The sequence below is a fragment of the Bradyrhizobium canariense genome, from assembly GCF_019402665.1.
Lineage (GTDB): Bacteria > Pseudomonadota > Alphaproteobacteria > Rhizobiales > Xanthobacteraceae > Bradyrhizobium > Bradyrhizobium canariense.
Genome location: NZ_VSST01000034.1, coordinates 208,385 through 223,721, shown reverse-complemented (window position 1 = coordinate 223,721; position 15,337 = coordinate 208,385). Strand labels below are relative to the sequence as shown.

Below are 15,337 nucleotides of genomic sequence, written 5' to 3'. Positions count from 1 at the left end.
AACACTTCGCGGGCGATGACGGCAGAGAATGCGGAGCGCGCATCTACTACTCCGCAGCCGCCGCAAAGCGGCTGTTCTCCAGTTCCGCTTCCAGCCGCGACTTCTCCGCCGCCGCCAGCTTGATGTTGGCTTCCTTGACATGCCCGAAGCCGCGGATCGTCTCCGGCAGCCGCGCGAGCCTCGCCAATAGCGGGATCTGCTCCGCTTTCAGCCCGGCGATCCGCTGATCGATCATGTCGAGATAATCCGCGACCAGCTTCCGCTCGGTCCGGCGCTCCTCGGTGCGGCCGAATGGATCGAACGCGCCGCCGCGGAGGAATTTCAGTTTGGCCAGCACGCGGAAGGCGTGGATCATCCAGCCGCCGAATTCCTTCTTCTGGAGATGTCCGGTGGTCTTGTCGCGCTGTGCGAAGATCGGCGGCGCCAGATAGAACTTCAGCTTGAAGTCCCCGTCGAATTTCTCCGAGACTTTCTTGGAGAAGCTGCCGTCGGTGTAGAGCCGCGCGACCTCGTACTCGTCCTTGTAGGACATCAGCTTGAACAGGTTTTTCGCGACAGCGTCGGTCAGCTCGGTGGACGCTGGGGAGGCAGCAGCTTCCGCCTTGCGCACCTTGGCAACGGCGGTGCGGTAGCGGTCCGCGTAGGCCTTGCCCTGATAGCCGGTCAAAAACTCGGCGCGCGTCGCGATGATGTCGTCGAGCGACTTCGCCGGCGTGGAGGCCCGGCTCCTGAACTGCAGAACGCTGCGCACCCGCGACATGTCGTGGGCGGCGAGACGTCCCCAGGTGAAGGCGAGCTTGTTCATCTCGATCGCGGCGCCGTTGATCTCGATGGCGCGGAGCAGCGCTTCCAGCGACAGCGGGATCGCGCCTTTCTGGAAGGCGAAGCCGAGCATGAAGGGATTGGTCGCGATCGAATCGCCCATCAGCGCGGAGGCAATACCTGTGGCGTCGATGATGTCGAGGTTGTTGTCGCCGACGGCGTCGCGCAGCACCGTCTGCATCGTGCCCATCTCGAAATCGAGATCGGGGTTTTGCACGAAGCTCGCGGTCGGCTGGAGATCGGCATTGATATACGCTTTCGTGGTTCCGCGTTCGGCGCGGCTGAGCGCCGAGGGACCTGCCGAGACGATCATGTCGCAGCCGAGGATGACGTCCGCGCCGCCGGTGGTGATCCGGACCGCGGAGATGTCTTCCGGCTTCGCGGCGATGCGCACATGGCTCATCACCGCGCCGTTCTTCTGCGACAGACCGGTGAAATCCAGCGCCGAGCAGCCGCGGCCGTCAACATGGGCGGCCATGCCGAGCAGCGCGCCGATGGTGATGACACCGGTGCCGCCGATGCCGGTGACAAGGATGTTGTAGGGGGCGTCCAGCTCACGCGCGGGTGGCAGCGGCAGGTCGACAAACAGCTGGCCTGAGTCGACTGTCGATGTCTTGATCCGCTTGAGCGTGCCGCCATGCACGGTGACAAAACTCGGACAAAAGCCCTCGACGCAGGAAAAGTCCTTGTTGCAGTTCGACTGGTCGATCTGCCGCTTGCGGCCGAACTCGGTCTCCAGCGGCTGCACCGAGACACAGTTCGAGGCTTGCGAGCAGTCGCCGCAGCCTTCGCAGACCAGCTCGTTGATGAAGGCGCGCTTGGCGGGATCCGGATACAGCCCGCGCTTGCGGCGGCGGCGCTTTTCCGCGGCGCAGGTCTGGTCGTAGACGATGACCGTAAGGCCCTTGATGTCGCGCAGCTCGCGCTGAACGGCGTCAAGCTCGCGGCGATGATGGATGGTCGCGCCTTGCGGGAAGTAATTGCCGTCAGGGTACTTGGTGGGATCGTCGGAGACGATCGCGAGGCGCTTGACGCCCTCGGCCCAGACCTGTTGAGCGATCTGGGCAACGTTGAAGCCGCCCTCGGCCGGCTGGCCGCCGGTCATCGCGACGGCGTCGTTGTAGAGGATCTTGTAGGTGATGCTGATGCCGGCGGCCGATGCCGCGCGAAGGGCAAGCAGTCCGGAATGGGTGTAGGTGCCGTCGCCGAGGTTCTGGAAGATGTGCTGCTCGGTGGTGAAGGGCGCTTGTCCGATCCAGTTCACGCCCTCGGCGCCCATATGCGAGATCAGATCGGTGCGGCGGGTCGGCATGCTCAGGGCCATGCCGTGGCAGCCGATGCCGGCCATGGCGCGGCTTCCCTCGGGCACGCGCGTCGAGGTGTTGTGCGGGCAGCCCGAGCAGAAGAATGGCGTGCGCGCCAGTTTGATTTGCTGGGAGGCCGGAACAGGAGTGTCGAAGGCCTCGAGCCGGGCGAGGCGCTGCTCAAGGACCGGGCTGTGGTGGCCGAGCTTGCGCAGCCGCGCCACCAGTGCGGCTGCAACGACGGTCGGCGTCAGTTCGCCCTCGCTCGGCAATAGCGGCGCGCCTCGCTCGTCGCGTTTTCCCGTCACGGTCGGGCGCCGGGACGCATCGATGTTGTAGAGGATGCGCATCAGCTGGTCTTCGATGAAACCGCGCTTCTCCTCGACGACCAGCACGTCCTGAAGCCCTTCGGCGAAGCGCTTGGCGCCGGTTTCCTCGAGCGGCCAGGTCAGTGCGACCTTGTAGATGCGCAGGCCCAAATCCTGCGCATCCTTGTCGGTGATGCCCAGATCGGCCAGCGCCTGCCGCAGATCGAGATAAGCCTTGCCGGTCGCGACGATGCCGAGCCGTGCCGGCCTGGAGTCGAGCACGATGCGATCGAGCTGGTTGGCACGCGCAAAGGCCTGCACCGCCGCCATCTTCGGGCCGAACAGGCGCCTCTCGGCGTCCAGCGGCGGATCGGGCCAGCGGATGTTGAGGCCGCCGGGCGGCATCTCGAAATCGTTGGGGAGCTTGATCTGGATGCGTTCGGGATCGCTGTCAATCGAGGCCGAACTCTCCACGGTCTCGCTGATCGCCTTGAAGCCGACCCAGCAGCCGGAGAAGCGCGACAGCGCAAAGCCGTAGAGGCCGAGGTCAAGATAGTCCTGCAGTGTCGCTGGGTTGATCACAGGGATCAGCGCCGCTGCGAAGACCTGCTCGCTCTGGTGCGCCAGTGTCGAGGACTGGCAGCCGTGGTCGTCGCCGGCGAGCGCGAGCACGCCGCCGTTGAGCGAGGTGCCGGCGGCATTCGCATGCTTGAGCGCGTCGACCGAGCGATCAACGCCCGGCCCCTTGCCGTACCAAATGCCGAACACGCCATCGACCTTCGCGCCGGGAAACAGGCCGACCTGCTGGCTGCCCCAGACGGCGGTCGCCGCGAGGTCCTCGTTCAAGCCGGGAACGAAGGCGATGTCGTGCTGCTGGAGGTGTGACTTCGCGCGCCACAATGCGTGGTCGTACATGCCGAGCGGGGAACCGCGATAGCCCGAGATGAAGCCGCCGGTGTTGAGGCCCTGAAGCCGGTCGCGTTCGCGCTGCAACATGGGCAGGCGGACCAGCGCCTGCGTGCCAGACAGGAAGATCCGCTTCGATTCGAGCCGGTATTTGTCGTCCAGCTCGACCTGCATCAGCGTCATTCGGAAGTCCTCGTCTCTTGTTTGGCTTTTCTTCGACTTGGGGTTTGCGCTGCGGGAGGGAGGAGCGGCTGCGCGACGCGAATTGTGACAGTCAAAGGCATGCACAGGCGAAGTCAATATCGCTGGCCGCATCCGTGGCGCTCCTGCTGGTCATGGCTTGCTTGCGGAGGACATCGTGACTGCAAGCGCGCTCGACACTGAGATCACGGAGACAGCTGAGGCTCCGATCGGGCCATGGCGCCACCCGCGCCAGATGCTCCAAGCAGAGGTATTGCGCGGTACGGCCGATATCGTTGCTGCGCCGACAGCCCTCGACGTCTTCGCGAACTCATGCAGCTGGCGACCCCATGATCCTCAAGACCTGAAGGTCGCTCTACATGACGACGCTGAAGGCCTCTTGCGCGCACCATGGGGAGGAGCATCGGGGGCTGTATGGAGCGGGTCGCTAGCGCCACCTTCGTCGTTCCGGGGCGCGCGTCGCGCGAGCCCGGATCGATTTCAGCGCGTGTTTAGCCGCCCGATGGATTCCGGGTTCGACGCTTACGCATCGCCCCGGAATAACGACGGAGAGCGCTCATCCTTTGGGCAAATGCACGCCGCAAAGCCGCCGCACAGCGAATAAGCAGACCCCGGCTTTCCTAATAACATTCTGACAGCGCAGTAAATTTTCCTGCGCCGTCGGCTTAATCGCAATTGTACACAATGGCATGGCGCTTGCAGAACTCCTGCAGAGAGAGTTCTCGCGGGGGCCTTGAGTCATGTTGAACTCAACCAAGCCGACACTGGGTGTCATCAGCGCCGAACCGGAGCCGGTCAAGCTCGACTGGCCGGCCACCGCGCTTCTCATCATCGACATGCAGCGCGACTTCATGGAGCCCGGCGGTTTCGGCGAGACGCTGGGCAACGACGTCAGCCAGCTCGCGCGTGCGGTGAAGCCGATCGGTGCCGTGCTGAAGGCCGCGCGGGATACCGGCATGCTGGTGATCCACACGCGCGAGGGCCATCTGCCCGATCTCTCCGACGCGCCGCCGGCGAAAGTCGAGCGCGGCGCGCCATCCCTTCGCATCGGCGACCCCGGTCCCATGGGACGCATTCTCATTCGCGGCGAGGCCGGCCACGACATCATCCCGGAGCTCTATCCGCTCGACAGCGAGATCGTGATCGACAAGCCCGGCAAGGGCGCATTCTACGCCACCGAGCTCACCGACGTGCTGGAGAAATACGGCATCGAAAATCTGCTGGTGTGCGGCGTCACCACCGAAGTGTGTGTCAACACCACCGTGCGCGAGGCCAACGACCGCGGCTATCGCTGCGTCGTCATCTCGGACGGCTGCGCGTCCTACTTCCCCGAATTTCACGAGATGGGCCTGAAGATGATCAAGGCCCAGGGCGGCATCTTCGGCTGGGTCGCAAGCTCAGCCGCGGTTCTGGAGGCGATGAAGATTTCCACATCAGCGTAGGGGCATCACGATGAGCACAGGCACGACAGGGACGGCCGGCACCTCCGAGTTCAAGCCGGCACTATGGACACCGGGCGACTGGAACGCGTTTTTTGGCTTCGGCACCAACATCCTCGTCAACATGCTGGTGCTCACGGGCCTGTTGCGCTTCGTGTTGAAGATGCCCGACTCACTCGTGTTCGGCCGCATCCTTCCCGCACTCGGGTTGATGATGTGCCTTTCCACCTTCTACTACGCGTTCCTCGCTTATCGCCTGGCGCAGAAGACCGGCCGCAACGACGTCTGTGCCCTACCATCAGGCGTCAGCGTGCCGCACATGTTCATCGTCACCTTCGTGATCATGCTGCCGATCACGATCAAGACCGGCGATCCGCTCAAAGGCTGGTCGGCTGGCCTGGTCTGGGTGTTCTTCCAGAGCTTCATCCTGATGATCGGCGGCTTCATCGCGCCGTTCATTCGAAAGATCACGCCGCGCGCGGCGCTGCTCGGTACGCTCGCCGGCGTCTCCGTCACCTTCATCTCGATGCGACCGGCGCTCGAAATGTACATGACGCCACAGATCGGCCTGGTCTGCTTCGCCATCATCCTGGTGAGCTGGTTCGGCGGCGTGAAATATTGGCGCGGCATTCCCGCCGGTCTCGTTGCGATCGCGGTGGGCATGGTTATCGCCTGGGGCTCGAACCTGTTCGGCCTTGGTCTCGGCGGGCTCAGCGTCAAGGGCGTCAGTGATGCCTTCGCGAATTTCGGCTTCTCGGTGCCGATCCCGGCGGTGGGCTACGTCTTCTCCGGATTCGAATTCCTTGGCGTCATCCTGGTCACTGCCATTCCGTTCGGCATCTATGATCTCGTCGAGGCCATGGACAATGTCGAGAGCGCGGAAGCCGCCGGCGACGAATATCCGACCACGCGCGTGCTCACCGCCGACGGAATCGTCAGCCTGATCGGCTGCCTGATGGGCAACCCCTTTATCAACGCCGTCTATATCGGCCATCCCGGCTGGAAGGCGATGGGCGGCCGCATCGGCTATTCGGCCGCGACCGGCATCATGGTGGTGGTGCTGGCCTGGTTCGGCATCATCTCGGTGCTGCTGGCGCTGGTCCCGGTCGTCGCGATCTCGCCGATCCTGCTCTATATCGGCATGCTCATTGGCGCGCAGGCGTTCCAGACCACGCCGATCAAGCACGCGCCCGCGATCGTGCTGGCGCTGACGCCGCATTTGGCCGCCTGGGCCAAGCTCCAGATCGACACCATGCTGGGCTCGACCATGAACGCGGCTGCGACCGTCGGCGGAATGGCCGCCGACAAGGCCGACGCGGTCAAGGCGGCCGCGATTGCAGCGCTACCGCAGCAGGGCGTGTTCTATCACGGACTCGAAGTGATGGGCGGCGGCTCCATCCTCGGCGGCCTGATCCTGGGTGCGATCGGCGTCTTCATCATCGAGCGCGACTTCGAGAAAGCCTCGGCATTCGCGCTGGTTGGTGCGGTCCTGACTTACTTCGGCTTCATGCACGGCGAAGCCGTCGGCATCGGCGGCGGATTTGGCGTCACGCCCGCGGTCGCGTTCGCCTATGCCGTGATGGCCGCCGGTCTGTTCGCGGCCAGCAGGCTCGGCGCGAGCGAGCCTTACATGCCGCACGCGGACATGCACGCGGCACCGGCGGAGTAGCTACCCGCCCTTGACGGCACCAGCGGTGAGCCCGGCGACGATCTGTCGCTGGGCGAACACCGTCAGCAGCAGCACCGGGAGGGTGACGATCAGCGCGGCGGCCGCGAGCGGCCCCCAGCTCAACTGGTCGAACGAAATCATGTTGTAGACGGCGACCGGCAGGGTGCGGGTCTCGCGTCCGGCCAGCACGATGCCGAACACAAAGTTGTTCCAGGAGAAGATCACAGCCAGGATGAAGGCAACGGCGATGCCGGGCTTGGCGATTGGCAGGGCAACGTGCCGAAAGACCTGCCAGCGCGTGGCGCCGTCGATGAGGGCTGCTTCTTCCAGCTCCATCGGCGTCGTCTCGAAATAGCCGATCATAATCCAGATCACGATCGGCACCGTGACCACGAGGTGGATGATGATCTGCGGCACCAGCGTGCCCAGCAATCCCAGCCATTGAAACATGAGAAACAGCGGGATCAGATAGGACAATCCCGGCGTGATACGGGCGATCAGGATCACGATCGCAGATTTGTGCGCGGCCATCCGCGCGATGCCGTAGCCGGCGGGAACGCCGACGAGCAGCGCAAGCAACGTCGCGCTGCCGGTCACGATCAGGCTGTTGATGAAATAGGTCAGGAAGCGGTTGGAGGCGAGCACGTCGGCATAGTTCTTCCAGGCGACATGCTCGGGGAAGAACACCGGCGGGTAGGCGGCGTTGTCGATCTCGAATTTGAGCGACAGCGACAGCATCCAGAGAAAGAACAGGATCGCCGGCGACACGATGACGAACACCGAGAACCACAGGCCGATCTTGCCGACGATTTGCCTTGGAGTCATGTGCCGCTCGCGATCTCGGTCCACAGCATGCGCTGGCGCGCGTAGAGCATCACCGCCGCAAGCAGGACGATCAGCAGGAAGAACACGACAGCAATCGCCGAGCCGTAGCCGAGGTCGTAGTAGGAGAAGGCGACGCTGTAGAGATAGATGTTGATCGTCTCCGACGCCGATCCCGGTCCGCCCTGGGTGATTGCGAAAATGATGTCGAAGCTCTTCACGGCGTCGATCATGCGGATCATGCCCGCGATGAACAGGAACGGCATGATCAGCGGCAGGGTGATGAAGCGGAACACCTGCCAGATGCTGGCGCCGTCGATCTGTGCGCTTTCATAAGGCTCGGTCGGGATCGCGGCGAGGCCGCCGAGCACGATCAGCATGACCAGCGGCGTCCATTGCCAGGTCTCGACCAGCACCAGCGAAGGAATGACGGTCGCGGGATGGAATACCCAGAGCTGCGCGGGGATTCCGACCAGTGACAGCAGATAGTTCAGCACGCCGAGCTGCGGGTGGAACATCATGGTCCAGACCAGCGCGATCGCCACCGGCGTCGCCATCATCGGCATGATGAAGACGCCGCGCAGAAAGCCGCGGCCGGGAAATTTCTGGTGAAACACCACGGCCGCAAACGTGCCGAGCACGAGCGGCAGCAGCACGGACAATATGGTGTAGACCAGTGTATGTCCGACGGCCTCGATGAAGCGGGGATCGCTCGTCAGCCGCAGATAATTGGACAACCCGACGAAGGTGGTCGAGGAGCCGACCTTCCACTCGTTCAGGCTCATCCAGATCGTGAAGACCCACGGGAAGATGATGATCGCGATCACGACGACCAGCGCCGGCACCACGAACGGCCAGTACGACGGCGGCCGCAACGCTTTCTCCGGCGCGACATCAGACTGTGCCGCGCCCGGAGTCGATTGTGTCAACGCACTCACGCCTTCTCGCTACGCTCCAGGATCGGCCGGTACTGATCGTTGGCCTTCTTCAGCTCGGCGGCAGGATCGGCGCCGGACAAGGTCGCAGTGACGGCCGCGCCGACGATGTCGCGGAATTCGGCGACCGGGATCACGACGGGCAGGCCCAGCTTGCTGATCTTGCCGGAATCGATCACCGATTGCAGCCACTCCTTGGTCTTGACGCCCTTCTGGACCTCGGCATCGCCAAGGATCGAGTTGCGGAACGGGACGCCGCCGCCGGCCTGCAGCAGCCGCGCTCCTTGCGTTTTCGAGACCACCCATTGGCAGAGCAGATAGGCGGCTTCCTTGTTCTTGCTCGCAGCGGCAACGCCGATGCCGTCGCCATAGGTCGAGGAATATTGTCCCTTGGGGCCGGCGGGCACGACGGTGTAGCCGACTTTGCCGACAACGCGCGAGGCAGCCGGATCTTCCAGCGGCGGCGCCCAGCCGACGCCGTCGATCCACATCGCGGATCGGCCTTGCGTGAACGAGGCCATCGACTCCATCCAGTTAAAGCCGGCGACGCCTGGAGGTGCCGATTTGGTCAGGAGCGTCTGATACAGCTTGGTCGCGGCAATGGCTTCCGGACCGTCGGTCAGGATGTTGCCCTTGGCGTCGAGGAATTCTCCGCCATAGTTGAGGAAGAAGTTGCTCCACATCGCCATGTTGGCGTTGCGCAAGCCGCGCCCGACAAAGCCGTAGATGCCTTCCTTGGTATCGGTGAGCTTCTCGGCCGCCGCAGCCATCTCATCGAGGGTCTTGGGAACGGCGACGCCCTTCTTCTCGAACAGCTCCTTGTTGTAATAGAGGATGAAATAATCGACCGACCACGGCAGCGACAGCATCTGGCCCTTGTCGTTCCTGGCGTATTGCAGGCCCGCGGCCGAGAAGTCGCTCTCGACGAGATCGGGGGCGGTCAGCGCCGGGTCCTTCATGAAGGGGGTCAAGTCGGCGAGCCAGCCGGCCTTCTCGAACTGCCGCTTCTGCACGTGGTAGCTGAGATGGACGACGTCGAAGCTCGGACGGCCCGAGGTGAACTCGATCACCACCTTCTGGCGCTGCTGCTGCTCGGGAATCTGCTCCGCTTCGACCTGGATGCCGGTGAGCTCGGTGAACTCCTTGACGTATTTTTGCAGGTTGTCGCCGCGGGGCCCCTTGGCGAGGATCACCTCAAGCTTGGTCCCTGCGTATTTCTTCCAGTTCACCTCGGCGCGCGCCGGCATTCCCGTCAGGCCGAGCGCTCCAGCTGCGGCCGTGCCGGTCAAGAGCGTACGACGCGAGATTTTGTGGTTGACCACTTTAGGTCCCTCCCTGTGACTCAATTTGGGCGGATACTAGCGGCCGTTCTGCGTCTGCCTAGCCCTAATCTGTGGAATTCAGGGCCGCACGGCCGGCGTCTCCATCGGCAAGCCATGCGCCCGCGACATCAGATAGAGTTCGAGCGCGACCAGCTCGGGCGCGCCGAAATCATAGGCCTGGGCGCGGACGCCCGTCATGCAACTGCGTAGCCGGCGCTCCAGCGATCCCAGCGTCTGCCATTCCAGGCGATAAAGCGGATAGCCGGTCGGCTGTCCCTGCGTGATCGGCGCGCCGGCAAGTCGCTTGTTGAAGTTGTCATCGTGGCAATTGGTGCAGGCAAGGTTGAGTTGGCCCTCGCGCTGCATGAAGAGGTCGCGGCCCTGGTCGACGAATGGCTTCAGTTGCGGATCGTCGCCGGCCGTGATCGCGACCCCGCGCGATTGATGCGCGACGAAGGCGGACAGCGCCAGCAGGTCGCGGCTCTCGTAGGGCAGCGCCGGTGCCTGCTGATGATTGCTGCGGCAGAGATTGATGCGCTGGTCGAGCGTGACGGGGCGCGCCAGCGCCTTGTCGAAGGCCGGATAGCGCGCCGCGACGCCTTTCATGCTGCCGCGTGCATCGCCATGGCAATCCGCACAGGCCTTGTCGGCGCTGCCGGTCCTCTTCGTCCACAACGCCTCACCATCGAGCACGAACAGCATCCCGGGATTTGAGGTGTCGTCATCCTGCATCGCGCGGGTGTCGGGCCCCATGAACGAATAGCCGGAGCGGCGCGCGTCCGGCAGAATCTCGCCGGCGAGCAGGGCAGGGCCGGTGGCGAGGAGCGCCGCGGCCGCTATCGCGCGCCAGAAACTCATTCGACCGTGATCGACGCCGATGCGCTGGACGAATAGCCGTTATCGCCGATCCACTCGAACTCGAACTTGCCGCTCTCCTTCGCGACCGTGAAGAACGACAGATAGGGATTGGCCGCAATCGCCGGAAAGAGATCGGCGCGAAAAATCTCGGTGCCGTTATAGCGGCACGTAAAGCTCGTGATGATGTCGCGCGGTACCAGCGCCCCATCCGCGGTGTGGCGGAAGCCGGTCTCCATGATGTGCGAGGTCAACGTGCGGATCTCGATGATTTCGCCGCGTCTGGCTTTCGTGGGAACGTTGATGAGCGCAGCCATCAATTTATCTCCTCGGTGCAGGCGGCCAGCGTCACGACGATTTCGGTCGTGACCTGCCAGAACGTGTCGTCGGAAAGGCGCGCGATCGCCACCACCTTCTGGGTGTCGGCGAGCCGGATCCGGGTCGAGATTTGGGCGCGGCCGGAGGAGGGGCCGAGATGGAAGTTGCCGATGTTCGGCTGCGGATTCTTTTCATTGAACACGTGGATGCTCTTGACGTAGTCGTCCGCCGTCATCGGGCTCGCGACGCTCACGGTCATCGGCACCGTGTTGCCGTTCTCGACCAGCGGCGGAATGTCGAGCTTCACCTTGCCGGTGCGGACCGGTGCTTCGCCGACCACGTTGCGGATCGCGGCATTGAGCATCGCCGGTGTCGCCTCGAGCGGCCGCAGCGTGACGATCGGGATCGTTCCGGCGACCGTCACGCTTCCGGCAAGAGTCAGGAATTGTCGTCGCGTGGTCGGCATGAACAGTCCTAGTCCCGAAGCGTTGCAAGAAAAGCCACGATGTCCTCGATCTCGGCGGCGGACAAGATCGGTTTGCCGGCGAAATTTCGCCCGACCCGCACGAGGTGGTCGGTGCGATAATAGGACGGCATGATGGTCTCCGGGTTGAAGCGCGCCGCATCGACCAGTCGAAGCCGCAACTGGCTCACCGTCCAGCGGTTCCCCGCACCCGAGAGGTCTGGCGCGAGATCGCCCTGGAACCGGGTTTCGGGGAAGGGACCGGAATGGCACAGGATGCAGGTCGTCGTGCGCGCCAGCACCAGCGCGCGCCCGCGCGCGGCATCGCCGGGCGCGCCGGTGAGCGATTCCGCGATGCCGTCGCTGACGATGTTGTAGGGCACAAGCTCGTCCGCGTTAGCAGCGCCGGCAACACTTGCGGCGATCAGCGCTGCGATATGGACCAATGCTCTAGCCAAAGATGTCCGCCGTGATGGTCTGAAACCAGCGCTCGGCTTCAGTCGCCTCGCGGGCGCGCAATTCGCGCGGCGCATCGACCGGGCTGGTCGCTCCGCCCTCGACCTCGGCGAAGATGTCGCCCCTGGGCTGGTAATTGCCCGCGAGTGAAAAGCCGTAGCCGGGTGCGACGATGTTGTAGCAGACGCCTGTCAGTCGCGGCGTCTCCGGTGCGCGGCCGGCAAGGAGGTTCACGATCGCGGCAGCGCAGGCCTTGCCCTGTGCGCTTGCCGCGGACGCCGATTTGGGAATGCCCCCGCCGAGGCAGGCATCGCCGACGACGTGGATATTCTGGACAAGTTTCGATTCGAAGGTCACGGGATCGATCGGGCACCAGCCGGTGGCATCCGCAGCGCCCGCGATCTCGGCGATGCGTCCCGCTCGCTGCGGCGGGACGACGTTGGCGACGTCAGGCGTGTAATTGCCGAACTCGGTGACGATGGTCTTTGTCGCGGGATCGATCGAGGTCACGCGGCCGCCTTGCGACAGCCCGATGCGTTCGATCATATCGCCGTACAGCTCTTTCCACGCCCTCTCGAACAGTCGCTGCTGGGAGAAGCTGTCCTTGGCGTCGAGGATCAAGACCTTTGAGCGTGGCTTCTTCGTTTTCAGGTAATGCGCGATCAGGCTGGCGCGCTCGTAAGGCGCCGGCGGACAGCGCGAGGGATTGGCGGGGATCGCGATGGCGACGGTGCCGCCGTCCGGCATTGCCTCCAATTGGCGACGCAGCAGCAGCGTCTGTGCGCCGGCCTTCCAGGCGTGCGGCATTTTTTCTGATGCCGCGTCGTCGTAGCCGGGCAGGGCTTCGAAATGGAAGTCGATGCCAGGAGAAAGGACGAGACGGTCATAGGGTAGCGCTACGCCATCGGCCGTCACGACGCTGCGCAGTTGCGGCTCGATTGTGGTTACGGCCTGGCTGATCACCGTGACGCCCTCGGCGGCGACCTTGTCATAGCCAAATTGCTGAGATTCGATGTCGCGCAGGCCGGCAATCACCTCGTTGCTGAAGGGGCAGGAGGTGAAGACCGCATTGGGTTCGATCAGGATGATTTGCAAGTTTGCCTGCGCGCGCTTCAGCGCGCGGGCGCACGCGGCGCCGCCAAAACCGCCGCCGACCACGACGACGCGGCCCGCCGATTGCGCGCGCAGGATCGAAGGGACGGCGAATGATGTGGCCGCGGCGGCGATGCCGAGGATGGCATCCCGCCGTGTCACCGGCGCATTCATGGGTCTTGTCCGGAAAGTGTGCCGCGGCGGCCGTTACGGCCGCCGCGGCGTGTCTCAGGCGAAGGTGATGTTCTGGTCGCGCAACGGCACCGAACGGATGCGTTTGCCCGTCGCCGCGAAGTACGCATTGAGCACCGCTGGCGCTGCGACGCCGATGGTCGGCTCGCCGACTCCGCCCCAGAACCCGCCGCTCGGCACCATCACCGATTCGACCTTCGGCATCTCGTTGATGCGCATCGAATTGTAGGTGTCGAAGTTGGTCTGCTCGATTTTGCCGTCCTTGACGGTGCAGCCGCCGTAGAACAGCGCGGAGAGGCCATAGACGAAGGAGCCCGCGATCTGCCGCTCCACCTGGGCCGGATTGACGACGTAGCCGGGATCAGTTGAAGCGACGATACGATGCACCTTGATCTTGTTGCCGTCGGTCACCGAGATTTCGGCGGCGCCGGCGACATAGCTGCCATAGCCCATGACCTGCGCGATGCCGCGATAGATGCCCTGCGGCGCCGGGGTGCTCCAGCCGATCTTCTCGGCCACGGCATTGAGCACCGCCAGATGCTTGGGGTGATTGCCCATCAGCTTGCGGCGGAATTCGAGCGGATCCTGGCCTGCGGCCTGGGCCAGCTCGTCCATGAAGCATTCCATGTAGATCGCGTTGTGATTGACGTTGACGCCGCGCCAGAAGCCCGGCGGAACGTGCGGGTTGCGCATCGCATGCTCGACCAGGAGGTTTGGCACCGAGTAACCGAACGCGGCTTCGCCGGACTGGGCGACGCCCTGGAATGCGGCCGGATCCATGCCGTTCTGCAGCGCTTCGGGGCGGAGCGAGAACAGGATCGATTGCCCGGACAGGCGGTAGTGCAGCGCGACCAGATTGTTGTCCGCATCGAACGCGCCGGTCATTTTGCACTGGGTGATCGGGTGATATCTGCCGTGCGCCATGTCCTCTTCGCGCGACCACAACAGCTTGATCGGCGTGCCCGGCATCTGCTTGGCGATCAAGACGGCCTGACGGACATAGTCGGTCTGGCCGCGCCGGCCGAAGCCGCCGCCGGGCATCACCTTGTGCACGTCGCACTTCTCCGCCGGCAGGCCCGACGCTTCCAACGTGGCGGCGAAGGCCGCCTCGCCATTCTGCGTGCCGCACCAGACCTCGCACTTGTCGGCCGTGTAAAGCGCCGTGGCGTTCATCGGCTCCATCGTGGCGTGGTTCTGGTAGGGATAGCTGTAGACGGCCTCGATCTTCTTGGCGGCACCGGCGATCGCCGCCTTGGCGTCGCCGTTCTTGTTGCCGACATAGGCCGGCTGCGCGTTGTCGAGACCCTCGGCCAACCACTTTGCAATCGATTCGCTCGAGACCTTGGCGTTGTCGCCCTCGTCCCAGACGATCGGCAGCGCCTCCAACGCGGTCTTGGCCTGCCACCAGGTATCGGCAACAACCGCGACCGCGGTGTCGCCGACCTTGACGACCTTCTTGACGCCTTTCATGTCGGTGATCTTGGCTTCGTCATAGCTCTTCAACTTGCCGCCGAACACCGGGCAGTCCTTGATCGCGGCGTTCAGCATGCCCGGCAGCTTGACGTCGATGCCGTAGACCATGGTGCCGGTGGTCTTCTCGGCGGTGTCCAGCCGCTTCACGCCCTTGCCGATCAGCTTCCAATCCTTGGGATCCTTCAGCTTGACGTCGGCCGGCGGCGTCAGCTTGGCTGCGGCCTCGGCGACCTTGCCGTAGGTCGTGGTCTTGCCGGACGGCGTGTGGGTGATGACGCTGTTGGCGGCCGTGCATTCGGACGCCGGCACGTTCCACGCCTCGGCGGCGGCCTGGATCAGCATCACGCGTGCGGTGGCGCCGCCCTTGCGGACATAGTCTTGCGAGGAGCGGATGCCGCGGCTGCCGCCGGTCGAGAAATCGCCCCAGACGCGCTTGCGGGCGACGCTCTGGCCCGGTGTCGGATATTCGGTGGAGACCTTCGACCAGTCGCATTCGAGTTCCTCGGCGACGAGCTGGGCGAGGCCGGTGAGCGAGCCCTGGCCCATTTCGGAGCGGGCGATGCGGATGACGACGGTGTCGTCGGGCCTGACCACGACCCAGGCGCCGATCTCGGGGGAGCCGTCGGCCGCGCGGACTACGGCGGGGCCGCCGAAGGGGATATCGAGGCCGATTGCGAGACCTGCGCCGACCGCGGCGGTGCCGACGACGAAGGCGCGGCGGTTCATCCTGGGAGAGACATGCTTGTTCATGTGACGGCTC

The 15,337-nt window shown here is 64.3% G+C and carries 12 protein-coding genes; 2 read left to right on the top strand and 10 right to left on the bottom strand.

Features of this window, described 5'->3' with window-relative positions:
• Nucleotides 1-46 precede the first annotated feature (46 nt).
• A complete protein-coding gene (locus FXB41_RS18750; RefSeq protein ID WP_219682784.1) occupies nt 47-3,523 on the bottom strand; it encodes an indolepyruvate ferredoxin oxidoreductase family protein in 3,477 nt (1,158 codons plus the stop codon).
• Nucleotides 3,524-4,281: 758 nt separating this feature from the next.
• Here FXB41_RS18750 and FXB41_RS18745 point away from each other — a divergent pair.
• On the top strand, nt 4,282-4,983 hold the full coding sequence (locus FXB41_RS18745) for a cysteine hydrolase family protein (RefSeq protein ID WP_007594065.1): 702 nt from the start codon (nt 4,282-4,284) through the stop codon (nt 4,981-4,983).
• A 10-nt stretch (nt 4,984-4,993) separates the two neighbouring features.
• The gene (locus FXB41_RS18740; protein ID WP_219682783.1) at nt 4,994-6,649 is read left to right on the top strand and encodes a regulator; all 1,656 of its coding nucleotides are present in this window, start codon (nt 4,994-4,996) and stop codon (nt 6,647-6,649) included.
• On the opposite strand, the gene FXB41_RS18735 is transcribed toward FXB41_RS18740, so the two are convergent.
• The 9 genes from FXB41_RS18735 to FXB41_RS18695 form a co-directional block, all read right to left on the bottom strand.
• On the bottom strand, nt 6,650-7,474 hold the full coding sequence (locus tag FXB41_RS18735; protein ID WP_219682782.1) for a carbohydrate ABC transporter permease: 825 nt from the start codon (nt 7,472-7,474) through the stop codon (nt 6,650-6,652).
• The gene (locus FXB41_RS18730; RefSeq protein ID WP_007594059.1) at nt 7,471-8,409 is read right to left on the bottom strand and encodes a carbohydrate ABC transporter permease; all 939 of its coding nucleotides are present in this window, start codon (nt 8,407-8,409) and stop codon (nt 7,471-7,473) included. Before FXB41_RS18730 ends, FXB41_RS18735 begins: the two co-directional genes overlap by 4 nt.
• Nucleotides 8,406-9,728, bottom strand: coding sequence for an ABC transporter substrate-binding protein (locus tag FXB41_RS18725; RefSeq protein ID WP_219682781.1), 1,323 nt, complete (start codon nt 9,726-9,728; stop codon nt 8,406-8,408). The genes FXB41_RS18730 and FXB41_RS18725 overlap by 4 nt, the downstream gene beginning before the upstream one ends.
• A 78-nt stretch (nt 9,729-9,806) precedes the next feature.
• On the bottom strand, nt 9,807-10,586 hold the full coding sequence (gene soxA / locus FXB41_RS18720) for a sulfur oxidation c-type cytochrome SoxA (RefSeq protein WP_219682780.1): 780 nt from the start codon (nt 10,584-10,586) through the stop codon (nt 9,807-9,809).
• Complete coding sequence (soxZ, locus tag FXB41_RS18715; RefSeq protein ID WP_219682779.1) at nt 10,583-10,900, bottom strand: thiosulfate oxidation carrier complex protein SoxZ; 318 nt, start codon at nt 10,898-10,900, stop codon at nt 10,583-10,585. Before soxZ ends, soxA begins: the two co-directional genes overlap by 4 nt.
• Nucleotides 10,900-11,367 carry a SoxY-related AACIE arm protein gene (locus tag FXB41_RS18710; RefSeq protein ID WP_219682778.1) on the bottom strand — a complete coding sequence of 156 codons (468 nt, stop codon included), beginning with the start codon at nt 11,365-11,367 and terminating at the stop codon, nt 10,900-10,902. Before FXB41_RS18710 ends, soxZ begins: the two co-directional genes overlap by 1 nt.
• An 8-nt stretch (nt 11,368-11,375) precedes the next feature.
• A complete protein-coding gene (soxX, locus tag FXB41_RS18705; RefSeq protein WP_219682777.1) occupies nt 11,376-11,822 on the bottom strand; it encodes a sulfur oxidation c-type cytochrome SoxX in 447 nt (148 codons plus the stop codon).
• Complete coding sequence (locus FXB41_RS18700) at nt 11,815-13,086, bottom strand: NAD(P)/FAD-dependent oxidoreductase (protein ID WP_219682776.1); 1,272 nt, start codon at nt 13,084-13,086, stop codon at nt 11,815-11,817. The genes soxX and FXB41_RS18700 overlap by 8 nt, the downstream gene beginning before the upstream one ends.
• A 54-nt stretch (nt 13,087-13,140) precedes the next feature.
• Nucleotides 13,141-15,327, bottom strand: a complete 2,187-nt coding sequence (locus tag FXB41_RS18695; protein WP_219682775.1) for a xanthine dehydrogenase family protein molybdopterin-binding subunit — start codon at nt 15,325-15,327, stop codon at nt 13,141-13,143.
• Between the last annotated feature and the right edge of the window lie 10 nt (nt 15,328-15,337).